Consider the following 21,614-nt stretch of genomic DNA (forward strand, 5'->3'; position numbering starts at 1 on the left):
TTTCCCGAAAACCTCGCGCGGCAAGGCAGTGCGTGCCCCCGTTGCCAGGGACACGCACCTCTGCGGCCTACTTCTTGGGAGGAATTTCAGCAGGCAGATACCGCGAAATTTCGAAGCCCGCAGCAACCTGGCACATGGTCGGTTTCGTCCAGCTCTTCTTCATGGCATTTCTCCTCTTCTACCAGCCCGAAGGGGCCGATCTTTTTCTCAGTCAACCATTGCTGGGCACCATTGCAATGGCTCGTCCATCAGCTCTCAAAATGGACAAATGAAACGGTAGGTTCTGAAAACTCGAAAAACAAGACGATCGAAAATAACAATGCTCATGCTTCAATTGCTGATCACGTAAGGCTTCTTCTCCTCCAGCGGAAGGTTTGCACCTTCCCATCCATCGGCGCCGGGCGGATACCAGATCACCGATCTGTAGCCCCATTCGACGGCCCGTTTCGCGGCATTCCAGGACATCCAGCAATTCGTCATGCAATAGAACAGAATAGCGCGCGACTTGTCGGGACCGGCTTCGGCCGCGAGGCCTTGGCGAAAATAGCTGGCGGTCTCCTCGGAGATGGCGCCGTAACCGACATTGGCGAGCCAGGTGCTGCCTGGGATATCCTTTCTGATCGTGTCTCTCCAGATCGTTCCCGCCGGCAAATTAGCCGGCTTCGGCGTGTTCGGCATGACGTCGAAGAACACCGCCTTCTTCTCCCGCCACAGCGCCTCCGCCTCTGCCGTCGTCACCACGCTTGCGCCCCGCAGCGTCTGCGGCACCGGCGCCCGATAGTCGTCCATCCGGTAGCCGCCGGGCTCGGCGACATCGCCAGCCCACATCGGTTGGGTCAGACCCAGAAGGCCCGCAGCGACCAGCAAAATCGTCTCCTTTCCCGTCATACCGGCATCGTCATTGCGTGATCGGATTATCGTGTTCGTCGATCAGCGGCACATTGTAGTCCAGCAGGATCCTGTTGATCTCCGCCTGGTTTCCCCTGATCACCCGGTTGAGCGTCCGCTTCCATTCCTGGTCGGATGGACGCACGCCCATGGTGATGCGGTAGGACATGCGCGAGCCGGTTTTTTCCTTCACCAGCGGAACGATCGTAAGATCGGCGCCGAGTTCCTTGGCATAGTAGCCTGCCATCGGTCCCCACATGACAGCCGCATCGATCTTGCCGGCCAGCATGTCCTTGATCATGACCTCCCCCATGGAAGGGGTGAGGCGCGTATCCACCGCCAGCGGATAGATCTTTGCCGTTCGCAAGAGCTTGTTGGCGGCCATATTGGCAGTCGGCGGCGTGCTTTCGACGACACCGATCCTCTTGCCGGTGAGTTTCGGATCCTCGATCGTCTCGACGCCTTCCATGCCGTTGCCCTTCGGGTGCACCAGCACATAGGAGGAGCGATAGTAGGCGTTGGTGTTCTGCACCAGCTCATCGCCCTGGGCGTAACCCATGATGATGTCGCATCGGTTGGCCGCCAGCGTGTTGCGCACGAAGCCGGCGACAACAGGAAACCAGGTATAGGCGACGGACTTCCGGCCGGTTTTCGCGGCAACCAGTTCAGCCAGCCTGTTTTCGAAGCCTTCGCCGCTCTTGTCGGTGAAGGGCATGTTTGAAGGATCGGCGCAGACGCGCAGAATGTCAGGGGCGACCAGTTCTCCCGCGGCACCAAGGCCGGCGTCCTGCGCCTGGGCGTTCGGAGGCAGCAAGGCGAGTGCGCCGAGCATCGGCAGGACAAAGCGCAGCTTCAACGCATCACGGCCAATCATATCATCCACCCATACAGGATGCTTCGGCATCCTTCGCTGCCTGTGGCTTGTTTGATTTCTTCGGCGGCCTGCCGCGGGGCGCCGCACCGTCGGCGCGGGCACGCAGATAGACGTAGAGATCATCCATGTAGCAATAGACGTTCTTGTTGTCGCCAAAAGCGGGCATGACGTTCTCCTTGCCGCCGCCGACGTTCTTGCGGCCTTCGGCGACGATCGAGAGGAACGTCGCGTAATCCATGGTTTTCAGGCTGTTGACCAGGGCCGGCGCATAGCTCGAACCTGTGCCGTCCGGTCCGTGACAGACATGGCAATCGGAGTGATACCGGCGGTAACCGCTGAACGTATACCAATCGACGGTTCCTTTTTCGATCTTGTAGGTCGGATTACCCTCCGCATCCAAATGCTTGCCGTCCTCTTCCGTCACCGCCTTGGCTTTTTCCGCGCTGTCCGAGGCCTGCGCGAGACTTGAGCTTGCCAGAGGCAGCAGAGCCAGAGCGAGAGCGGAAATTACAATGCGAACGGACATTCAGACTCTTCCTTCATTTGCCACGGACACGGGTTTGCAGTCGTGAAGCGGCATTGATCGATGTTTTGGGTGCGCGGCGAAATCGAGAGCCCGGTCCTGGCTTCCCGGTGATCCGGGCTCTCGCTTTTCAAGCCTTGGTCTTTTTCACAAGACCCGAGGCGTGCCTAAGGTTCCCGTGTATCAGTCCGGGAGACCGAAGACGGTGAGCTGGCCGCCGAGCGTCGTGTAGTCGGCAAGTGCTGCGTAGCCACCGACCGCTCCCAGACCAGCAGTCCCAACGACCGCGGTCTCGTCGCCTTGCTCACGGCCCTGATCGACGGCGCCATGCCAGGCAGCGGCGTTTTCGGGCGAAAGCAGTCCACCTGCCAGACCGATACCGGCCCATCCGCCGACGCCGGACAGAACGGCGATGTACTGCTTGCCGCCATGCTCGTAGGCCGTGATGTTGCCGATGATGCCGGACGGGGTCTTGAACTTGTAGAGTTCATTCCCGTCATGATCGACCGCCTTGATGTAGCCCTCGAGCGTGCCGTAGAAGACGACGTCGCCGTCGGTCGCCAGCGCGCCCGACCAGACCGAGAACTTCTCAGGCTTAGACCAGACGATCTCGCCCTTGGCAGCATCCCAGGCAATGAAGTTGCCCATGTGGTCGGCTCCAGGGGGAGGATACATCGACACGGTGGCGCCCACGTAAGGCTGACCGGCGGTGTAGCTCACCTTGTAGGGCTCATAGTCCATGCAGACATGGTTTGTCGGCACGTAGAACAGACCGGTCTTCGGCGAATAGGTCGCCGGTTGCTGGTCCTTGGTTCCAAGCGCGGCCGGGCAGATGCCCGTCGAGTTGGTGTCTTCGCCGTTCGCCTGGGTCGAATATTTGGCCACGACCTGCGGGCGGCCATACTGGTCGCTGCTGGGGTCCATGTTGACTTCCGTCGCCCAGTTCACTGCCGGATCGTATTTCTTGGCGACGAGAAGCTCGCCATTGGCGCGATCCATGGTGTAGGCAAAGCCGTTGCGGTCGAAGTGCACCAGCACATCGCGCTTGGCGCCTTTGATGTCCATGCCGTCGACAAGGATCATCTCGTTGACGCCGTCATAATCCCACTCGTCATGCGGGGTCATCTGGTAGAGCCACTTGGCCATCCCCGTATCCGCATCGCGAGCCATGATCGTCATCGACCAGCGATTGTCGCCCGGCCTCTGGACCGGGTTCCAGGTCGAGGGATTGCCGGTGCCGTAGTAGATCAGGTTAAGCTTGGGATCATAGGCGTACCATCCCCAAGTCGTGCCGCCACCGGTCTTCCACTGCTCGCCTTCCCAGGTGTTCGTGCCCGAGTCCGCGCCGACTGGTTTGCCGAGATGGGTGGTCTTTTCGGGATCGATCAGGGTTTCTGCATCGGGTCCCGTCGAATAGGCCCGCCAGGCAAGCTTGCCATCCGTCAGATTGTAGGCCGAGATGTGGCCGCGAACACCATATTCGGCGCCGGAGACGCCGACGATAACCTTGTCCTTGACGACCACAGGCGCTGACGTGCCGGATTCGCCCTTTCCGCCGTCGATCTGATCGCCGTTCTTGACCGACCAGACGACCTTGCCGGACTTGGCATCGAGCGCCACGACGGTGGTGTCGGCCTGGTTGAGAATGATCTTGCCGTCACCATAGGCGACGCCACGATTGACCGTGTCGCAGCACATGATCCCAATGACATTGGGGTCTTGCTTGGGTTCGTATTTCCAGAGGATCTTTCCATCATTGTTGAGATCGAGAGCATAGACGGTGTTCGGGAACGGCGCGTGAACATACATCACATCGCCGATGATCAGCGGCCCGCCTTCATGGCCGCGCAGCACGCCAGTGGAGAAGCTCCACTTGACCTGCAGGTTCTTCACATTGTCCTTGGTGATCTGGTTAAGTTTGGAAAAGCGGGTGTTGGCGTAGTCACCCGTCTGCATCACCCAGTCCTTGGGATTTTCGGCCATTTTCATCAGTTCTTCATTGGCCGACGTCATGTGGACCGCGCCGAACGACATGAGCGCCGCGGTCGTTAGTAGGTAGGCAGTTTTCGCAAGTACACGCATCAAAGTCCTCCCAGGGTTCACAATGACGAATCGTCCGTCGAGCCCACGAGGGCTTGCCCAAGCGATTCATGTGGGGGAAGTATTTCCGGCAGCGTGTCACGACCTAAGCCGAATGAGCAGAGGGCACCGTTACTGCCCATCCCACTTGGCCTACGAAAGACTGTCGCCGCTCCCTAATGACGGTGACGCCCTTGAAGCCGGAAACAGGATGAAGCTATGTCATCCCCAGGCGGAAGGCAAGAAAAATCACTTCCGTCTATGTTGCACTGCAATATAGAGAAATAAATATGAAAAAACCCAGACAGAAAGCTATTCTTCGACTGTGAATGAAGCGAGATTTATATAAGTTGCCAAATTTTGCGTATTTTTTGGGCAAAATGTATTGATTTCTATTTGGAAATATTCCTTAGAGCATATGGGTTTAAGTATGCGCGCGTCGCTCCGGGTGCCGATAGTGAAGGAGACATGAAATGAAGGTCAGCACCAGGTTTCGGAGCGGATGTTCGTGCTGTCGGGGAGGCCTTTTGCCGACCGGTACGGCCTTGCTCCTTTGGTACTATATGGCCTGTATGAGAACTTGACTGGGGTGGTGGCACGAGGCCAACTGGGTGCGGTGATCTGTCTCGATCCATCGGGCTCGATCTGTCACGTCCGCGCCAATCGGAGGGTTCCCCATGCTCAGATATGTCGGCTTTTCGACCTTGCCGCTGTTGCTTGCATCGGCCCTGGCCTTCGCAAATCCGGCCGGCGCCGCCGGAGATTATCCGACGGCTACGATTGTCGACTATGTGCTCGGCTGCATGCAGACGAATGGCCAGACACGTCAGGCGCTGGAGAACTGTTCCTGCTCGATCGACGTCATCGCCTCGATCCTTCCATTCGAGGATTATGAAAGGGCCGAGACCTTCAAGAGCATGTCCCTGACAACAGGGGAGCGTTCGGGACTGTTTCGCGAAAGCGCGCCGGCAAAAGCCGCAAGCACGGAATTGAAGCGCGCGCAGGCGGAAGCCGACGTGCGCTGCTTTTAGGCGATACCCCGCTAAGAGCGCAGACGGCGGCGGTACAACCGCTGCATGCGGTTTCGAGGCTTCAGAGTCCCGTAGCCTCCAGTGGCCATTGATTGTGAAATATCTTGCCATCCGTATCGATCGCTTCGACCTGGATGTCGCCGGTGCCGTGCGCGGTGAAATCGAACCGGAAATTGGGATCTTCCGAAATCGATATTCCACCTTCCATCGAGAGGATCGGCCGGTCTGCCTGCGAGATCGACAGTTTCTGAACAAAATGCGCGGGGATGAAATACTGGGTCAGTGGGTTCCGCTGCAGGCCCGAATTGTTCGGGTGCCGGATCATCAACTGCAATTCCTGCGCCTTTGTCATCGTCTCTTGCGGTGGGAATTGGCGCAGCTTCATCTGCCCCATCGTCGCTCTCGCCTCGTCCTGGTTCTTGACCGCCGGGGCGGAGCATCCGCCTGACGCCTTGACGAAGGTCTGCGCCATGTGGAGTTCGCCGCCCTGCGTCTCTGCTATGGCGCGCAAATAGGAATAGTCGTTGACGCGCACGCGCGTCGACAGATGCGTCACGCCGGCGTCCTTGCCGATCTGGAACGTCGCCGCCACCGGTGCCGGATTGACGTCGATGATCAAGGTGACGGATTTGATGCCGTCGGGCGCCTTGGACGGGTCGATATAGATGTCGACGGGCACGATCGCGGCGTCCTGCGCCCGCTTCGGGGCCTCGACCCTGACGACGCCGGTATCGATCAGAATTGCCCGATCGCCGAACACGTCGCCTTTCAAATCCTGCCAGATGCTGTCCGAAGACGCGGCTGTTTGCTGCGCGTTGGCGGCTCCGGAGGAGCCAAAGAGCGTGCCGACGCCCAGGATGATCGCGGCAAAGATGGCTGCGAGCGGCAAGACGAGCTGCCGGCTCGTGTAAGCGTGGTTCTGCATTTCGATGCCTCCACCAATATCAGAGAGGTGGTGCCCAGGCCGATGTCGAGGATAAGCCTTTGACGATGCGTTTGGCAAATCGGTCCACCTGATCACGTCCAGCGCTTGTCGGTGTGATCTATTCCCATTCGAGTTCGGCAAAGGCGGCCGTTGCATTGCGCTCGTTGTAGTCGTCGAACAGCCGCCAATTGCCCCGTTCGCTTCGGCCGGCGGTCTTGACCGCCTCGCTGAGCGGCACCCCGTCGGTGATCGCCTTGCGAATGTCGCGCGCCAGAACCTCGAAATAGCGCCGCTCCGAAGTCAGCGCCTCCGGCCAGTCGACGGGCACCGGGCCATGACCCGGCACGACGCGCGCGGCGCCGATCGCGGCCAGCGCATCCATCTGGCGCAGCCAGCCGAGCAGCGATCCGTCGAGCGTCGGCAAGGAACCTATGAAAACGAGATCGCCGGCAAACAGCGTGCGGGTCGCGCTGTCGAAGACGGTCAGGTCGTTGTCGGTGTGAGCCGCCTTCCATGCCTGCAATTCGAGCACGCGTCCACCGAGGTCGAGTTGCAGGCGATCATCGACCAGCATCGTCGGCGGGATGATCTCGATCCCTTTCATGAGCGCGTCGCCGATCTGTTCGCGAAAGCTTTGCAGGTAGAACGCGCCGCGTGCCTCGAGCGCGCGCGGCAGATTGTGATGGCCGACGATGGTCGCGCCGATCTCCCGGAATGCCGCGTTGCCGAAGATGTGGTCGGGGTGCATGTGGGTGTTGATCAGGTAGCGAACCGGCTTGGCGCTTATTTTGCCGATCGCGGCGATGAGGGCGTTCGCCTCGATCAGGCTGCCGCCGCTGTCGATGACGGCAACGGCGTCGGTCCCGACGACGACGCCCAGGTTCGAGATCGCGCCCTGGTTGGCGGCACTCATCAATTCATCGACGCCCTCGAAGGCGAAGACGCCGTCGGCGATTTTCCTGAGCTTGAACTCAAGGCCGCCGGCAGCGGCGAGAGCGGCCCGCCCGGGGCAACAAGGCAGCATCGCGGCACTGACCGCCGTGCAGGCGAAGCCATTCACAAGTTTACGTCGTAGCCTATCGATCGGCATGGCTTCCCCCCGATATGCGTTCCGAACTGTAGGGCGATCAGGCCACGCCCGGAAATTTTTGGTGGAACGACCGCAAAAGGTCGCTCATCACCTGTGGATTGCGATATTGCCGCGGCAGCCTTACGTCGAACATGCCGAGCACATGGGCTGGCCGCTGTGCGAGAACGATGATGCGGTCCGACAGCATCAGCGCCTCGCGGAGATTGTGCGTTACCATCAGGGCGGTCGTAGGCCGCGCCGACCACACGGTCAAAAGCAGGTGCCGAAGCCGCTCGGCAGTCCGTTCGTCGAGCGAGGCAAAGGGTTCGTCCAGGAAAAGCACCGCCGGTTCGGTGGCGAAGGCCCTGGCAAGTGCTGCCCTGCGCGCAAGGCCGAGCGAAAGCTCCGCCGGATAGAGCGAGCGCATGCCGGCGAGGCCGAGCGTGTCGAACAGCCCGTCGAGATTCTTCGTTCTCAGGCTTTTCGGCAGCGCCAGCCTGACATTCTGCTCCACCGTCCGCCACGGCAGCAAGATCGGCTCCTGGAACACGGCGGCGATCCGGTTGGAGCCGCCTTCAGGCAGCTGGAAGGAGCCGGAAAAATCTTTGTCCAATCCAAGCAGGATGCGCAGCGTCGTGGTCTTGCCGCAGCCCGACGGTCCCAGCAAGCAGGCGAATTCGCCTTGCCGGACCTCGAAGGAAAGGTCCTGGAGCGCCGCGATCGAGACGCCTTGCGCGGACCTGAAGGTCTTTTCGGCGATGTCGACCCTAAGCGGGACGACGGCGCCAACGGGTTGCATGTCGTTCAATGGGCTGCACCAGAAGGAGTTCGATGACAAGCATCACCGCAACGAAAGCCAGCGTGTAGGCAAGAATGGCGGCGACGTCGAAAAGCTGGAAATAAAGATAGATCTGGAAGCCGACACCGTTGGAGCGGCCGAGCAGTTCGACCACAAGGACGATCTTCCAGATGAGGGCGATGCCGGATCGTGAGGCGGCGGCAAGATAGGGCTGCAATTGCGGCAGCAGGATATGGCGGATGCGTTCGAGGGGACCGAAGCGGTAGACGGCGGCCATTTCGCCGTAACTCGGATCAAGCGCCCTGGCGCCTTCGCGCATCGTCACCACGACATTCGGGATCTTGTTGACGGCAACTGCGCCAATCGCCGCCGCCTCGTTGAGGCCGAACCAGATGTAGGCGAGCACGATGACGACCAGCGCGGGAATGTTGAGAAACAGGACCAGCCAGGGACTGAAGAACCGGTCTGCGCTGCGGTGGCTGCCGAGGAGAACGCCGATGACCGAGCCAACGACCATCGCGACGACATATGCCGCGGCAACCCGGCCGAGGGTCGCGCCGAGATGGTAGAAAAGGTCGCCGTTCGCCGCCTCTGCGAGCAGAACCTGCCAGACCCGTCCCGGCCCAGGAAAGGCACGGCTCGGCCAGGCATTTGCCGCAAGACCCCACAGCAGACAAAGCCCGAGCAGAGAGACCGCGACCGTCAGCACGGGTGTCAGCGCCGCTGCAAGGCCGGATTGGCTGGAGATGTCGGCTGCAGCGCCGGGCGGGCGATCGCCGGTATCAGGTGCGGTCATTTCGGCAGCTCCTGCCAGAACGTGCCGGGCGCCATCTTGGGCGCGCGGCCGACCAGCTTTTCGCCACCGATCTCGGCCAGCACGCGGTAGAGCCTGCCCGCGTCGGCCGCATCCTCGGCGACGGGGCGTCTGGGAATGCCCTCGCGATAGCGGTCACGCAGTTTGGCCATCTCCTTGCCCTGTGCGCGGATAATCGGCGCAAGGCGCAGCCACTCGTCGTCGGATCTGGCCAGCAAGTCCTTGGCCTGCGCCGAAGCCTTGATGAAGCCCCTGATAGCGCCTGGATTTTCGTTCGCCCATTTGTCATGAAAGACATAGCCTAGCGCCGATACGGCGCCCGAGGCCCCGAGCGCTTTCGCCGCATCATCGGCGCCGATCAGCCGACGAAAGCCGTTGGCCTCGAGCCGGGCGCAAAAATGCCAGAAATTGAGCACCGCATCGAGTTCGCCTTGCATCGCCTTTTCCGAAATCAGCGGCGGCGCGCCAAAGACGATGTCGCTGGTTGCCGGCAGGTCGAGGCCGTGATCGCGTCTGGCCAGCGCCTGGATCAGCAGCCAGCTTTTGTCGAGAGGCCCGCCGGCGACGCCGATCTTTTTTCCCTTGAGATCGATGATCGTGCGGATCGGCGCCGCCTCCTTCACCATGATCGCCCCGACGGCGGTCGAATAGGGGACCAATGTAAGGTCGACGCCTTCCGAGCGCTGGCGCGAGACCCACAGCCAGTCGGAGACGATGATGTCGATCGCGCCGGCCAGCATAGCGACGTTGGTTGCATCCTCGCCGGCGAAATCGATGATCTCCAGATCGATGCCGTTGGCTGTGTCGAACTTGTGCTGCTTCAGCGTGTCAAGCGCCCAGCTCACGGTGCCGAACTTCAGCACACCAATGCGAACCCTGGCCGTGGCGAAGGAGGGGGCCGTGGCGAAGGACGGCCTTGGGACAAGAGCCGCGGCTGTTCCAAGAGCTGCCAGCCGGAGCGTTGCTCGACGCGAAATCATCATGATGTCTCCTCCCAGAGCCGTAATAGACCGGGGGCGCCGATCAGATCGCACGGTCCTTGCTGGGAGAAGCGCATCTCCAGCGCTTGACCTTGAGGGTCGGGTGTTGCTGCGACCATTTCGCGATTTCGCTGGGTGCCAGCATCATACATTGGACCAGAGAGCCGCGGCTCTCGAAATAGAGATGTTCGTCTCGGCAGTTGCCCGGATTGGCAATCAGGCAAACCGTCAGTATGAGGTCGACCATATCCATTCAGCACCTCTTGCGCGCTTGAAGACGCCCGCCTCGGCGAGATCCGGCCCGATCTGCGAGCCTGGACAAAATCGCCAACCGCCGGAGTCCCGAGGTGCCCATGGAAAACCGGAATGGTTTGAGGCTACGCGTTCGCCCGATGGCCGTCAACAAAGGCGAATGGATAGGGGCGCCGGAACCGAGCGCGCTCTGAACTTCGGGGGACGTCGCCGATACCTGAAACAAAAAACCCGCCTCGGGGGCGGGTCGTTGGCGCAAATCAGCATAATGAATAAATTCCTAGCATAACTGCCGTCACAGAGCAATGAAAATACGAGCGCAGTCGCTGCGGGTTGCACTGCGCCTTGCCCAGCCTTCCAGCGTTGGTGGTTGGCGAAAGCCGAAACGGCATCCAATCTCCCCCCTTGCGGGGGAGATGTCCGGCAGGACAGAGGGGGTGGGAAGGATCGCCAGCTCTCGATTTAATCCATTCCAACCGAAAACAGCCTGACGGCCTGGCTGTAATTGACTGACAGGCCAGCGGGACAGCACCCCCCTCTGCCCTGCCGGGCATCTCCCCCGCAAGGGGGGAGATCGGCAGCTTCGCCGGCTGCGCCACGAGCGGCGATTTGTCTGAAGCGATTGCCTGTGCGAACCGCTGCATGGTTGACATCGCTCATCTGCCGGGTAGCTTCCAGGATGCAGGCGCCGCAACTCCACTGGGGAGAAGCTTTCGCTCTGCCGTAAACGACGCATGCCGATGATCAAAACAACGGCGTGCGCAAATCGTCCAGGGCACCTTGACGATCAATGAGGAAATGCCATGCGTGCAATCGCATTTTTCGCCGTCGTGTCCGTTGCGACTGCTATCACGAACCAATCTCAGGCACAGGATGCCGCGGCGGGTGAGAAGGTCTTCGCCAAATGCAAGGCCTGCCACGTCGTCGATTCGGACAAGAACAAGATCGGTCCGTCATTGAGCGGCGTTATCGGCCGGACGGCCGGCACGCATCCGGGGTTCAAATATTCCAAGCCCATGACCGAGGCGGGTGCATCCGGCGTCAAATGGGACGAAGCCACGCTGACGACCTATCTTCGCGATCCCAAGGCCATGGTCAAAGGCACGAAGATGGCGTTTCCCGGCCTCAAGAAAGACGAGGATCTCGCCAACGTCATCGCCTATTTGAAGCAATTCTCCAAATAACCGGGTTCTTCCGCAGGCAGTAGCGTTACTTCGCCGGCCGTTCTAACTGCGTTCGGCCGGCGCCCGCCCTGGTGGTTGGCGCCGCCGGTCAAGCGGCGTCTTGCAGCCTCCGCATGGCCGAAGGCAGGTCGAGCAAGCCATCGCAAACGAGGTCGGCGCCGAGCTCTTCAACGGCAATTTGGCTGTAGCCGCCACGCAGCAGAATGACGGGCATGCCGGCGGCGCGGGCGGCGGCCACGTCGGCGCCGCTGTCTCCGACCATCAGCGCGTCGCGAGGCTCGACCTGAAGCTGGTCGAGCGCCAGCAGCAGAGCGTCGGGCGCCGGCTTCAAGGATGTCACCGCGTCTCCGCCGACGATCGCGCCGAGATGTTCCGTCAGCCCGAAATGCAGCAGGATTTCGCGAGCCGCCAACTGCGGCTTGTTGGTCACCACGCCCATCGCTATTCCGCTCAAGTGGAAGTGGGTGAGAACCTCCCTGACGCCAGGCATCAGCCTCGTCAGGCCGGTCAGATGTTTGCGGTAGATCGGCGCCATGGCGCGGTTGGCTTCATCCAGCGCGCTGCCGAGGAGCGGCATACCGGAAGCGGCGAAGACTCGCTCGACCAGTTTCCTGACGCCGCCGCCGATCATCGCCTTGATCTGCTCCAGGCGCAGCGGCGGCAGATCGCGGCCGGCCAGCAACTCGTTGACGGCGGCGGTTATATCCGGCGCCGAATCGACCAGCGTGCCGTCGAGGTCGAACAGGATCGCTTTCGACGATCGAAACGGTCTACTCATGCCGACGTTCATGCGGCGTCCTTCCACTTGATCGAGCAGCCGATCGAAGCGATCTGGTCCAGCGGTCCGTCGCCGGTTCTGGCAATTTGCTTCATCGCCTCGAACAGGTCGCGCCTCAGCCCGGGCGGTCCGGCGTCGCGTCGCGCCGCGTCCAGCCGGCCGCGATATTGCAGCGTCAAGTCGCTGTTGAGCCCGAAGAAATCCGGAGTGCAAACGGCTCCATAGGCACGTGCCACCGTCTGGCGCTCGTCGTGGAGGTAGGGGAAACTGAAGCCGTTCGTCCTGGCGAAGAGCTTCATGTTGTCGAAGGAATCATCCGGATAGGCGTCGGCATCGTTGGAATTGATCGCGACAAAGCCGATGCCTTCGGCCTTGAGGTCGTTGGCATCGCGGACGATGCGTGAAATCGCCGCCTTCACATAAGGGCAGTGGTTGCAGATGAAGGCGACGACCAGCCCGTTCGGGCCGGCGTGGCTGAAGATCGAATGCGATTTGCCGTCGACGCCGGGTAAAACGGCATCGATGGCTTGCCAGCCGAAATCGCAGACTGGTGGGATTGCCGCCAAGATTTCCTCCGATGAATTTGGCCTCCGATGAGACGGTTTACGCGGCTTTCCGGATCGCCCCGTCGGCTGCCTGTCTGATGGCGCCGATATTGGCGCGGTAGGCAGCTTCGGTGCCGCCCTTGAAAATGGCCGAGCCGGCGACCAGCACATTGGCGCCGGCGCCGGTGACCAGCGGAGCGGTCTCGGGCGTGACGCCGCCGTCGATCTCGATGTCGATCGGGCGGCTGCCGATCAGTGCCTTGACCCGCCTGACCTTGTCGACCACAGCCGGAATGAACGCCTGGCCGCCGAAACCCGGATTGACGGTCATCAGAAGCACCAGATCGAGCCGATCGAGCACATACTCGATGACGCTTTCCGGCGTCGACGGGTTCAGCGACACGCCGGCCTTCTTGCCGAGATTCCTGATCGCCTGCAGCGAACGGTCGAGATGCGGCCCGGCCTCGGCATGCACCGTGATGATGTCGCAGCCGGCGTCGGCGAAGGCGGCGAGATAGGCGTCGGCCGGCGCGATCATCAGGTGACAGTCGAAGATCTTGTCCGTTCGATTACGGATCGCCTTGATCACCGGCGGACCGAAGGTGATGTTGGGCACGAAATGGCCGTCCATCACGTCGAGATGAATCCAGTCGGCACCTGCCCGGAAGACCGCTTCGACCTCGTCGCCGAGCCGTGAGAAGTCCGCAGAAAGCACCGAGGGCGCAATGATTGTCTTGGTACCCATGGTCGTCGGCTCCCGTTCTGTTTTCCGTTTCCGGTCGCTGCACACCAACCGGCGCGATCTTGTCAGCGCGCCTTCGTCTCCGGTTCGCCTTCGAGCTTACCTTCCGCGAACACGCGGCTGCCGCGAATATCGGATTCTTCAATGGTGATAAGGTCGGTTTTCGTCAACGCCCGGTCGCGCGAAGCGAAAAGCCGGTTGGCCTGGCGAAGCCGCGCCCGGTCGAGCCCATTGCGAACCGAGCGAGCGTTGGAGAAATGCGGCAGCCGCATGCGGATCGGGAGATACTCTTCGAGCGCCTTGGCCGCCGCCTCGCTGAGACGGTAATTCTGTTCCGCCAGCATAATCTCGGCGATCGATTTGAGTTCGCTGACGCCGTAGTCGGGAAAATCGAGGTGGTGGGCGATGCGCGAGCGCATGCCGGGATTGCTGTCGAAAAAGCGGTCCATCTTGTTCTTGTAGCCGGCAAGAATCACAACCAGATCGTCACGGTTGTTTTCCATGCATTGCAGCAAGATCTCGATCGATTCCTGGCCGTAGTCGCGTTCGTTCTCGGGCTTGTAGAGATAGTAGGCCTCGTCGATGAAAAGCACCCCGCCCATGGCGCGCTTGATCACTTCGCGGGTTTTGGGCGCGGTGTGGCCGACATACTGGCCGACGAGATCGTCTCGCGTCACCGCGACCATGTGGCCTTCGCGAACATAGCCGAGACGATGCAGGATCTCGGCCATCCTCAGCGCCACGGTGGTCTTTCCGGTGCCGGGATTTCCGGTAAAGTTCATGTGCAGCGTCGGCGCGCCCGAGGTCAGGCCGAACTTGCGGCGAAGCCGGTCGACCAGGAGCAGCGCCGCGATCTCTCGGATGCGGGTCTTGATGGGCTTCAGGCCAACGAGTTCGCGGTCGAGCTTGTCCATCACCTCGTCGATGTTGGACGCCTCGAACTCGGCCTGCAGATCGACCGATTCGTCCTGCGCGGCAGTGCCCTTTGCTATCGCGTCCAGCATGGTTTCGGCTAGCTCCGCTCGCCTTCGGGCCTGTCGGTCGCATAAGGCACGATCGAATAGCCCTGGCTGCGGCCGTCGCGCTCCTGGCGCAGCAGCCGGAAACCGGGTTCGTTGGGTGGCCGGTTGACGATGAACGACATGCGCGGCGCTTCCCAGCCCTTGGTCGAATCGAAGGCGGTGACCCGGACATACATGTTGGGCAAGGCATTCCGGCAATTGTTGATTTCAAGCAGGATGCCCGCTGGGTCCTTCAGGTCGAACATCGGGTTGCCATACATTTCCCAATAGGTGTTTCGCGGATGCGGATCGTCCGTGTACTCGACGCTGACCGCCCAGTGGTTTTTCAGCGCGTATTTGATCTGCGCCGAAATCTGCTCATCGGTCAGGTCGGGGAGGAACGAAAACTGTCCCTGTGTGACCTTGTTTCCCGGATTGGTCATCATGGCGACGGTTCCTTTCGTCTAGAAGCTGGGCGTTGCGGTTGGCACGAAGTCGGCCGTGTCGGTCGATTCGTAGTTGAAGGTGACGTCCTTCCAGGTCTCCAGGGCCGCTTTCAGCGGCGTGCACCATCTGGCCGCCTGTTCGAGGATTTTGGTCCCTTCGCGCAGATAGTCGCGGCCCTCGTTGCGGGCAAGGATCATCGCCTCCAACGCGACGCGATTGGCCGTCGCGCCGGCCTGGATGCCGTCCGGATGACCGATCGTGCCGCCGCCGAACTGCAGGACGACGTCCTCGCCGAGATAATGGATCAGCTGGTGCATCTGGCCGGCATGGATGCCGCCCGAGGCGACGGGCATCACCTTGTTGAGCGAGGCCCAGTCCTGATCGAAGAACAGCCCGGTTTCGAGGTTCTGCGGCGTGCGCTCCTCGCGCAGCGTGTCATAAAACCCCTTGATCATCAGCGGGTCGCCTTCCAGCTTGCCGACAACCGTGCCGGCATGGATGTGATCGACGCCAGCCATCCGCATCCATTTGCAGATGACGCGAAAATTCATGCCGTGGTTCTTCTGGCGCGAATAAGTCGAGTTGCCGGCGCGGTGCAGGTGCAGGATCATGTCGTTGCGGCGTGCCCACTTGGCCATCGACTGGATCGCCGTGTAGCCAATGACGAGGTCGATCATGACGATGCAGGAGCCAAGCTGTTTTGCGAATTCGGCGCGCTCGTACATCTCCTCCATCGTGCCGGCGGTGACGTTGAGATAATGGCCCTTGACTTCGCCGGTGGCGGCCGACGCCTTGTTCACAGCCTCCATGCAGTAGAGGAAGCGGTCGCGCCAGTGCATGAAGGGCTGCGAGTTGATGTTCTCGTCGTCCTTGACGAAATCGAGGCCACCCTTCAGCGCCTCGTAGACGACTCGGCCGTAGTTGCGGCCTGACAGGCCAAGCTTCGGCTTCGTCGTCGCGCCGAGCAGCGGCCGGCCGAACTTGTCGAGCCGCTCGCGTTCCACCACGATGCCGGTCGCCGGGCCCTGGAAGGTTTTGAGGTAAGCCACCGGGATGCGCATGTCCTCGAGCCGCAAGGCCTTGACTGCCTTGAAGCCGAACACGTTGCCGATGATCGATGCAGTCAGGTTGGCGATTGAGCCCGGCTCGAACAGGTCGAGGTCGTAGGCGATGTAGGCGAAGTACTGCTGCTCGGTCTTGGTGCCGGGACCTGTGTTCGGCACCGGCTCGGATTTGAACGCCTTGGCGCGGTAGAGCTCGCAGGCGGTCAGCCTGTCGGTCCACACCACGGTCCATGTCGCGGTGGAGGATTCACCGGCGATGGCGGCGGCCGCCTCCTCGTGGTCGACGCCGGGCTGCGGCGTGATCCGAAACATGGCGATCAGGTCGGTCTCCTTGGGCCGGTAGTCCGGCTCCCAGTAGCCCATCTTCTTGTAGGGGATGACGCCCGACTTGTAGCGTTCCTTGCCTTCCTTGAGCGTGCCTGCTGACGGCATGTCGATCTTGTTCATGACAGGTCTCCTGTTTGCCGCTCAAGCGGCTTTCGCGGTTGCGATTTGCGGGTCGAGTTTTCCCGCGGCGTAACGTTTCGCCATCTCGTCCATGGCGACGACCCTGATCTTCGAGGCGTTGCCCGCGGTGCCGAAGCGTTCAAAACGATCGCGGCAAAGATCGCGCAGGGCGTCCATGGCGGGTTTCAGGAATTTGCGCGGATCGAATTCGCGCGGATCCTCCGTCGCGACGCGGCGGAACTGCCCGGCCATGGCCATGCGGCAATCGGTGTCGATGTTGACCTTGCGCACGCCGTAACGGATGCCGCGCTCGATCTCCTCGACCGGAACGCCAAAGGTCTGGGGCATCTCGCCGCCATATCTATTGATGACGTCCTGCAGTTCCTGCGGCACCGAGGAAGAGCCATGCATGACCAGATGCGTGTTGGGCAGCTTTTCGTGGATCGCCTCGATCACCTGCATGGCGAGGATGCCGCCGTCGGGCTTGCGGCTGAATTTGTAGGCGCCATGCGAGGTACCGCAGGCGATCGCCAGCGCGTCGACCCGGGTGGCGGTGACGAAGTCGACCGCCTGATCGGGATCGGTCAAAAGCTGGTCGTGGGAAAGCGCGCCTTCGGCGCCGTGGCCGTCCTCGGCCTCGCCCTGGCCGGTTTCCAGCGAGCCGAGCACGCCGAGCTCGCCTTCGACGGAAGCGCCGACCCAATGCGCCATGCGGGCGACACGTTCGGTGATGGCGACGTTGTAGTCGTAGCTCGCCGGCGTCTTGGCGTCCGCCATCAATGACCCGTCCATCATCACCGAGGTGAAGCCGTGGCGGATCGCCGAAAGGCAGGTGGCTTCGTTGTTGCCGTGGTCCTGATGGATGCAGAGCGGAATGGCCGGATGCATTTCGGTCAACGCCTCCATCATCTTGGCCAGCATGATGTCGTTGGCATAGGAGCGGGCGCCGCGCGAGGCCTGGATGATGACCGGCGCGTCGCAGGCCCTGGCCGCCTCCATGATGGCAAGGCCCTGTTCCATGTTGTTGATGTTGAATGCCGGAACGCCGTAGCCGTGCTCGGCGGCATGGTCGAGAAGCTGGCGAAGGGTAATGCGAGCCATTTTGGGTCCTTCCTAGATGATGAGCTTCAGCGCCGCTGCGGCGACGGCTTCGGGCGTGATGTCGAAATGCCGGTAGAGATCCGGGGCAGGGGCGCTGGCGCCGAAACCGGCCATGCCGACGAAAGCGCCGGTGTCGCCGATCCAGCGGTCCCAGCCGAGCCGAGCCGCGGCTTCGAGGGCAATTCGCGGCGCCGAGCCGAGGATGGCCTTTCGTATACCGGTATCCTGTTCCTCGAAAAGCTCCCAGCACGGCATCGAGACGACCGCGGCTGCGATGCCGTGCCCGGTCTCCAGCCGCTCGGCGGCGGCGACGGCGATCTCGACTTCCGAGCCGGTGGCGATCAGCGTCACGGCGCGGTGCCCGGCCGGCTCGCGCAGGATGTAGGCGCCCTGGCTCGACCGGTTCTCGTTGCTGTGTGCCTCCTCGCTGTGTGCATGGCGCAGCATCGGCAGGTTCTGACGCGAGAGCACCAGCACGCTCGGCCGGTTCTTGCTCTTCAGCGCCAGTTCCCAGCACTCCGCCGTTTCGATGATGTCGGCCGGACGGAAGACGTTGAGGTTCGGCGTCGCCCGCAGCATCGCGAGGTGCTCGATCGGCTGATGGGTCGGGCCGTCCTCGCCGAGACCGATGGAATCATGGGTCATCACATAGATGACGCGCTGGCCCATGAGCGCCGAGAGCCGCATCGCGCCGCGCGCATAGTCGGCGAAGCACAGGAACGTGCCGCCATAAGGCACGAAGCCGCCATGCAGTGCGATGCCGTTCATGGCTGCGGCCATGCCGTGCTCGCGGATGCCGTAGTGAATGTAACGGCCGGCATAGTCGTCCGGCGCTATGCGATTCATGCCCTTGGTGATTGTCAGGTTCGAATGCGTCAGATCGGCGGAGCCACCGACGGTAAGCTCGGTTGCGGCGTTGATTGCGCCGAGCGCCATTTCGGAGGCTTTTCGCGTTGCAACCTTGGTCGCCTTCTCGACATGCTCCTTGCGGAAAGCGCCGAGCGCTTCGAAGACCGCGTCGGGCAGGGCGCCGGCGACTGCACTCTCGAAGGCCTCGCGCTGCGGCGAGGCGGCAAGCCGCTGCTCCCAGGCGCGGCGTGCCGCTTGCCCGCGCTCGGCAATTTCGCGCCAAGCGAACAGGATGTCGTCCGGCACCTCGAACGGCGCGTAGGCCCAGCCGATGTTTTCGCGCGTCGCGGCGATCTCCGCGTCGCCCAGCGGCGCGCCATGCGTCTTTTCCGAGCCGCCCAGATTGGGCGCGCCCTTGCCGATCACCGTGCGGCAGGCAATCAGCGACGGCCGGTCAGACTGCTGCGCCGCTTCGATTGCCGCTGCAACGGCTTCCGTGTCGTGGCCGTCCACCGATTGGACATGCCATCCGGCGGCTTTGAACCGTGCCGGCTGGTCCATCGATGTCGACAGCGAAGTCGGTCCGTCGATCGAGATCGCATTGTCGTCCCAGAAGACGATCAGCCGGGACAGCTTCAGATGGCCAGCAAGGTCGATCGCCTCGTGGCTGATGCCTTCCTGCAGGCAGCCGTCGCCGGCGATCACGTAGGTGAAATGGTCGACGAGATCGGCGCCGTGGCGGGCGGCAAGCATGCGCTCCGCCAGCGCCATGCCGACGGCGGTCGAAATGCCTTGTCCAAGCGGACCGGTCGTCGTCTCGATGCCAAGCGCATGGCCATATTCGGGATGTCCGGCGGTGCGGCTGCCCAGCTGGCGAAACCGCTGCAATTCCTCGATCGGCATGTCTTCAAAGCCGAGCAGGTAATGCAGCGCATATTGCAGCATCGAGCCGTGCCCGGCCGAAAGCACGAAGCGGTCGCGATCGGGCCAGTTGGGCGCCGACGGATCGATATTGATGAAGAGGCTGAACAGCACAGTCGCAACATCGGCCATGCCCATCGGCATGCCCGGATGACCGGAATTGGCCTTTTGGACGCTGTCCATCGCCAATGCGCGAATGGCGTTCGCCATATCGCGCTCCGAGACGGCGGCGACGGGCTTCAGGGCTGCTGCTTGGCTGTTCATGGCGTCCTCCTCACGACACACGGTTCTTGCGTTCGATCAATTGCAGGATGAGCGGCGTCAGGATCAGCTGCATGGCAAGATCGAGCTTGTTGCCTGGAACCACTATGGAATTCGGCCGCGACATGAACGAGTCGTGGATCATCGAAAGCAGGTAGGGGAAATCGATGCCGCGGGGATTGGCGAAGCGGATGACCAGCATCGATTCGTCGGGCGTAGGGATCCAGCGCGCGATGAATGGATTGGACGTGTCGACGATCGGCACGCGCTGGAAGTTGATGGCGGTCTGCGAGAATTGCGGGACGATGTAGCGGACATAGTCCGGCATGCGGCGCAGGATGACGTCCATCACCGCCTCGGTGGAATAGCCGCGCGTTGCGCGGTCGCGGTGGATCTTCTGGATCCATTCGAGATTGATGACCGGCACCACGCCGATCTTGAGGTCCGCGTGCCGGGCCAGGTTGATCTTGTCGGTGACGACGCAGCCATGCAGGCCCTCGTAGAAGAGCAGGTCGCTCGGCGGGAATTCGCGCCATTCGGTAAATTGTCCCGGCGGCGTGCCGTACTGCTTCTCCTCGTCCTCGTCATGGATGTAGGTGCGGGTCTTTCCGGTTCCCCGGCGGCCATATTCTTCAAACACCTCTTCGAGGATTGCGAGTTCGTTGGCTTCGGCATTGAAGTGGGTGAAGTTCGGATTGCCCGCCTTCTCCTCCTCGGCCACCTTTGTCTTCATCGTGGCGCGGTCGTAGCGGTGAAAGGCATCTCCTTCGATGAAGGCGGCCTCGATGTTCTCGCGCCGGAAGATCAGCTCGAAGATGCGCTTGACCGAGGTGGTGCCTGCGCCCGACGACCCGGTGATGGTGATGATGGGGTGCTTCGCCGACATGGTGCTCAGGCCCTGAACAGGCCGCGGCGGCTGAACAGCGGCGCACGCTCGCCGATGGCGCTGGGCTCGATGTGGTAGCGGGTAATGCGCGCGACTTCCCGCGCCGATCCGAACACCATGGGCACGCGCTGGTGCAGGCTCTCGGGTTCGATTTCGAGGATGCGGGTGATCGTGTCGGTAGCGGCGCCGGCGGCCTGTTCGATGAGAAAGGCGATCGGGTTGGCCTCATAGACGAGGCGCAGCCGACCCTGGCGGTAACCCTTGCGCTTGTCGCCTGGATACAGGAATACACCGCCGCGCATCAGTATACGATAGCAGTCGGCGACCAGAGAGGCGATCCAGCGCATGTTGAAGTCCTTTCCGCGTGGGCCTTCGGTGCCTTCGAGGCAGTCGTCGATGTAGAGCCGCACCGCCTCGTCCCAATGCCGGTAGTTGGCGGCGTTGATGGCGAACTCCTGGGTACGCTGCGGGATGATCCGGCTTTCATAGGCTTGGACGAAGGTGCCGAGCCTGGTCGAGAGAACGAAGACATGCGTGCCGCTGCCGAGCGACAGAACCAGCGCCAACTGCGGCCCATAGATGAAGAAACCGGCGCCCAGCTGGTTCACGCCTGGCTGCAAAAAAGAGGCGGCCGGATTTTCGTCCGGCGCGCCAGTTGCAGGGAGGAGCGAGAAAATCGTTCCGATCGACACGTTGGTGTCGATGTTGGAAGAGCCGTCGAGCGGGTCGATGGCGATGGCGAGAGGCGCCTGCCTGTCGAGCAGGACCGGCTGCTCCAGTTCCTCGGAGGCGTAGAGCGCGACCGGAGCGTGGCGCATGGCGTCGAGGAAGATGTCGTCGGCGAAGATGTCGAGATCCTTCTGGATGTCGCCGTCGGCATTGGCGCCGCGGGTCCCGGCAAAGGCGGTGCCGAGCACCCCTTGATTGATGGTGTTGCGGATCTTGGTGGCGGCCTGCGTCAGCTGACGGACGGTCGCGACGACTGCCGAACGCAGTTCGTCGGGCGGGCCGAGATAGGAATTCAGAAATGCGTCGAGCGTTGCCGCTGGCATCGTAACCTCCCGATCCAGCCGCCTCTCCTCGGATCGGCCGGATAGGGGAATGAGAACAAACGAAGCTAGATAAGTAAAATTCAATAACTTTACTTTCGCACT

Annotated in this window: 23 protein-coding genes; 3 read left to right on the plus strand and 20 right to left on the minus strand. The window is 61.8% G+C overall.

Going from position 1 to position 21,614, the window contains the following annotated elements; translation table 11 throughout:
* Positions 1–134 precede the first annotated feature (134 nt).
* Positions 135–272 (plus strand): hypothetical protein, encoded by a 138-nt coding sequence (locus AC0L3N_RS11245; RefSeq protein ID WP_165848570.1) that lies wholly within the window; start codon positions 135–137, stop codon positions 270–272.
* Positions 273–330: 58 nt separating this feature from the next.
* On the opposite strand, the gene AC0L3N_RS11250 is transcribed toward AC0L3N_RS11245, so the two are convergent.
* The 4 genes from AC0L3N_RS11250 to AC0L3N_RS11265 form a co-directional block, all read right to left on the minus strand.
* Entirely contained in the window at positions 331–888 is a 558-nt protein-coding gene (locus AC0L3N_RS11250; protein WP_473547683.1) for a PQQ-dependent catabolism-associated CXXCW motif protein, read from the minus strand.
* A gap of 10 nt (positions 889–898) precedes the next feature.
* Complete coding sequence (locus tag AC0L3N_RS11255) at positions 899–1,762, minus strand: quinoprotein dehydrogenase-associated putative ABC transporter substrate-binding protein (protein ID WP_473547684.1); 864 nt, start codon at positions 1,760–1,762, stop codon at positions 899–901.
* 1 nt (position 1,763) lies between these two features.
* Positions 1,764–2,288, minus strand: coding sequence for a c-type cytochrome, methanol metabolism-related (locus AC0L3N_RS11260; protein WP_473547685.1), 525 nt, complete (start codon positions 2,286–2,288; stop codon positions 1,764–1,766).
* Between the two features lie 180 nt (positions 2,289–2,468).
* Complete coding sequence (locus AC0L3N_RS11265; protein WP_123148289.1) at positions 2,469–4,367, minus strand: methanol/ethanol family PQQ-dependent dehydrogenase; 1,899 nt, start codon at positions 4,365–4,367, stop codon at positions 2,469–2,471.
* A gap of 674 nt (positions 4,368–5,041) precedes the next feature.
* Here AC0L3N_RS11265 and AC0L3N_RS11270 point away from each other — a divergent pair.
* Positions 5,042–5,395, plus strand: a complete 354-nt coding sequence (locus AC0L3N_RS11270) for a hypothetical protein (RefSeq protein WP_123148288.1) — start codon at positions 5,042–5,044, stop codon at positions 5,393–5,395.
* 61 nt (positions 5,396–5,456) lie between these two features.
* Here AC0L3N_RS11270 and AC0L3N_RS11275 read toward each other — a convergent pair whose 3' ends face one another.
* From AC0L3N_RS11275 to AC0L3N_RS11300, 6 genes are all read right to left on the minus strand, one after another.
* Positions 5,457–6,320 (minus strand): quinoprotein dehydrogenase-associated SoxYZ-like carrier, encoded by an 864-nt coding sequence (locus tag AC0L3N_RS11275; protein ID WP_473547686.1) that lies wholly within the window; start codon positions 6,318–6,320, stop codon positions 5,457–5,459.
* 118 nt (positions 6,321–6,438) lie between these two features.
* Entirely contained in the window at positions 6,439–7,410 is a 972-nt protein-coding gene (locus AC0L3N_RS11280; RefSeq protein ID WP_473547687.1) for a quinoprotein relay system zinc metallohydrolase 2, read from the minus strand.
* A 37-nt stretch (positions 7,411–7,447) separates the two neighbouring features.
* Entirely contained in the window at positions 7,448–8,188 is a 741-nt protein-coding gene (locus tag AC0L3N_RS11285; RefSeq protein ID WP_473547863.1) for an ABC transporter ATP-binding protein, read from the minus strand.
* Complete coding sequence (locus AC0L3N_RS11290) at positions 8,157–8,984, minus strand: ABC transporter permease (protein WP_473547688.1); 828 nt, start codon at positions 8,982–8,984, stop codon at positions 8,157–8,159. The genes AC0L3N_RS11285 and AC0L3N_RS11290 overlap by 32 nt, the downstream gene beginning before the upstream one ends.
* Positions 8,981–9,985, minus strand: coding sequence for an ABC transporter substrate-binding protein (locus tag AC0L3N_RS11295; RefSeq protein WP_473547689.1), 1,005 nt, complete (start codon positions 9,983–9,985; stop codon positions 8,981–8,983). The genes AC0L3N_RS11290 and AC0L3N_RS11295 overlap by 4 nt, the downstream gene beginning before the upstream one ends.
* 40 nt (positions 9,986–10,025) lie before the next feature.
* A complete protein-coding gene (locus tag AC0L3N_RS11300) occupies positions 10,026–10,235 on the minus strand; it encodes a hypothetical protein (protein WP_473547690.1) in 210 nt (69 codons plus the stop codon).
* 802 nt (positions 10,236–11,037) lie between these two features.
* Between AC0L3N_RS11300 and AC0L3N_RS11305 the strand changes: the two genes are divergently transcribed.
* Positions 11,038–11,418, plus strand: coding sequence for a c-type cytochrome (locus AC0L3N_RS11305; RefSeq protein ID WP_473547691.1), 381 nt, complete (start codon positions 11,038–11,040; stop codon positions 11,416–11,418).
* Between the two features lie 88 nt (positions 11,419–11,506).
* Here AC0L3N_RS11305 and gph read toward each other — a convergent pair whose 3' ends face one another.
* The 10 genes from gph to AC0L3N_RS11355 form a co-directional block, all read right to left on the minus strand.
* Positions 11,507–12,196 (minus strand): phosphoglycolate phosphatase, encoded by a 690-nt coding sequence (gene gph, locus AC0L3N_RS11310; RefSeq protein ID WP_473547692.1) that lies wholly within the window; start codon positions 12,194–12,196, stop codon positions 11,507–11,509.
* An 8-nt stretch (positions 12,197–12,204) separates the two neighbouring features.
* A complete protein-coding gene (locus AC0L3N_RS11315) occupies positions 12,205–12,762 on the minus strand; it encodes a thioredoxin family protein (RefSeq protein WP_473547693.1) in 558 nt (185 codons plus the stop codon).
* Between the two features lie 37 nt (positions 12,763–12,799).
* Positions 12,800–13,486 (minus strand): ribulose-phosphate 3-epimerase, encoded by a 687-nt coding sequence (gene rpe, locus AC0L3N_RS11320; RefSeq protein WP_473547694.1) that lies wholly within the window; start codon positions 13,484–13,486, stop codon positions 12,800–12,802.
* Between the two features lie 62 nt (positions 13,487–13,548).
* On the minus strand, positions 13,549–14,487 hold the full coding sequence (cbbX, locus tag AC0L3N_RS11325; protein ID WP_258122932.1) for a CbbX protein: 939 nt from the start codon (positions 14,485–14,487) through the stop codon (positions 13,549–13,551).
* Positions 14,488–14,495: 8 nt separating this feature from the next.
* Positions 14,496–14,930: a ribulose bisphosphate carboxylase small subunit gene (locus AC0L3N_RS11330; RefSeq protein ID WP_473547695.1), complete on the minus strand. Its 435-nt coding sequence runs from the start codon at positions 14,928–14,930 to the stop codon at positions 14,496–14,498.
* 18 nt (positions 14,931–14,948) lie between these two features.
* Positions 14,949–16,442, minus strand: coding sequence for a ribulose-bisphosphate carboxylase large subunit (locus AC0L3N_RS11335; RefSeq protein ID WP_095496323.1), 1,494 nt, complete (start codon positions 16,440–16,442; stop codon positions 14,949–14,951).
* Between the two features lie 21 nt (positions 16,443–16,463).
* Entirely contained in the window at positions 16,464–17,543 is a 1,080-nt protein-coding gene (gene fba / locus AC0L3N_RS11340) for a class II fructose-bisphosphate aldolase (RefSeq protein ID WP_473547696.1), read from the minus strand.
* Between the two features lie 12 nt (positions 17,544–17,555).
* Positions 17,556–19,577: a transketolase gene (gene tkt / locus AC0L3N_RS11345; RefSeq protein ID WP_473547697.1), complete on the minus strand. Its 2,022-nt coding sequence runs from the start codon at positions 19,575–19,577 to the stop codon at positions 17,556–17,558.
* A gap of 10 nt (positions 19,578–19,587) precedes the next feature.
* On the minus strand, positions 19,588–20,460 hold the full coding sequence (locus AC0L3N_RS11350) for a phosphoribulokinase (RefSeq protein ID WP_473547698.1): 873 nt from the start codon (positions 20,458–20,460) through the stop codon (positions 19,588–19,590).
* A gap of 5 nt (positions 20,461–20,465) precedes the next feature.
* Positions 20,466–21,512 carry a class 1 fructose-bisphosphatase gene (locus AC0L3N_RS11355; RefSeq protein WP_258122936.1) on the minus strand — a complete coding sequence of 349 codons (1,047 nt, stop codon included), beginning with the start codon at positions 21,510–21,512 and terminating at the stop codon, positions 20,466–20,468.
* Positions 21,513–21,614 lie beyond the last annotated feature (102 nt).

Source organism: Mesorhizobium sp. WSM4807 (genome assembly GCF_055811615.1).

Bases quoted from the DNA above. Each gene is read 5' to 3' on its own strand.
- AC0L3N_RS11245 (WP_165848570.1), top strand. From the start codon at position 135: ATGGTCGGTTTCGTCCAGCTCTTCTTCATGGCATTTCTCCTCTTCTAC.
- AC0L3N_RS11250 (WP_473547683.1), bottom strand. From the start codon at position 888: ATGACGGGAAAGGAGACGATTTTGCTGGTCGCTGCGGGCCTTCTGGGT.
- AC0L3N_RS11255 (WP_473547684.1), bottom strand. From the start codon at position 1,762: ATGATTGGCCGTGATGCGTTGAAGCTGCGCTTTGTCCTGCCGATGCTC.
- AC0L3N_RS11260 (WP_473547685.1), bottom strand. From the start codon at position 2,288: ATGTCCGTTCGCATTGTAATTTCCGCTCTCGCTCTGGCTCTGCTGCCT.
- AC0L3N_RS11265 (WP_123148289.1), bottom strand. From the start codon at position 4,367: ATGCGTGTACTTGCGAAAACTGCCTACCTACTAACGACCGCGGCGCTC.
- AC0L3N_RS11270 (WP_123148288.1), top strand. From the start codon at position 5,042: ATGCTCAGATATGTCGGCTTTTCGACCTTGCCGCTGTTGCTTGCATCG.
- AC0L3N_RS11275 (WP_473547686.1), bottom strand. From the start codon at position 6,320: ATGCAGAACCACGCTTACACGAGCCGGCAGCTCGTCTTGCCGCTCGCA.
- AC0L3N_RS11280 (WP_473547687.1), bottom strand. From the start codon at position 7,410: ATGCCGATCGATAGGCTACGACGTAAACTTGTGAATGGCTTCGCCTGC.
- AC0L3N_RS11285 (WP_473547863.1), bottom strand. From the start codon at position 8,188: ATGCAACCCGTTGGCGCCGTCGTCCCGCTTAGGGTCGACATCGCCGAA.
- AC0L3N_RS11290 (WP_473547688.1), bottom strand. From the start codon at position 8,984: ATGACCGCACCTGATACCGGCGATCGCCCGCCCGGCGCTGCAGCCGAC.
- AC0L3N_RS11295 (WP_473547689.1), bottom strand. From the start codon at position 9,985: ATGATGATTTCGCGTCGAGCAACGCTCCGGCTGGCAGCTCTTGGAACA.
- AC0L3N_RS11300 (WP_473547690.1), bottom strand. From the start codon at position 10,235: ATGGATATGGTCGACCTCATACTGACGGTTTGCCTGATTGCCAATCCG.
- AC0L3N_RS11305 (WP_473547691.1), top strand. From the start codon at position 11,038: ATGCGTGCAATCGCATTTTTCGCCGTCGTGTCCGTTGCGACTGCTATC.
- gph (WP_473547692.1), bottom strand. From the start codon at position 12,196: ATGAGTAGACCGTTTCGATCGTCGAAAGCGATCCTGTTCGACCTCGAC.
- rpe (WP_473547694.1), bottom strand. From the start codon at position 13,486: ATGGGTACCAAGACAATCATTGCGCCCTCGGTGCTTTCTGCGGACTTC.
- cbbX (WP_258122932.1), bottom strand. From the start codon at position 14,487: ATGCTGGACGCGATAGCAAAGGGCACTGCCGCGCAGGACGAATCGGTC.
- AC0L3N_RS11330 (WP_473547695.1), bottom strand. From the start codon at position 14,930: ATGATGACCAATCCGGGAAACAAGGTCACACAGGGACAGTTTTCGTTC.
- AC0L3N_RS11335 (WP_095496323.1), bottom strand. From the start codon at position 16,442: ATGAACAAGATCGACATGCCGTCAGCAGGCACGCTCAAGGAAGGCAAG.
- fba (WP_473547696.1), bottom strand. From the start codon at position 17,543: ATGGCTCGCATTACCCTTCGCCAGCTTCTCGACCATGCCGCCGAGCAC.
- tkt (WP_473547697.1), bottom strand. From the start codon at position 19,577: ATGAACAGCCAAGCAGCAGCCCTGAAGCCCGTCGCCGCCGTCTCGGAG.
- AC0L3N_RS11350 (WP_473547698.1), bottom strand. From the start codon at position 20,460: ATGTCGGCGAAGCACCCCATCATCACCATCACCGGGTCGTCGGGCGCA.
- AC0L3N_RS11355 (WP_258122936.1), bottom strand. From the start codon at position 21,512: ATGCCAGCGGCAACGCTCGACGCATTTCTGAATTCCTATCTCGGCCCG.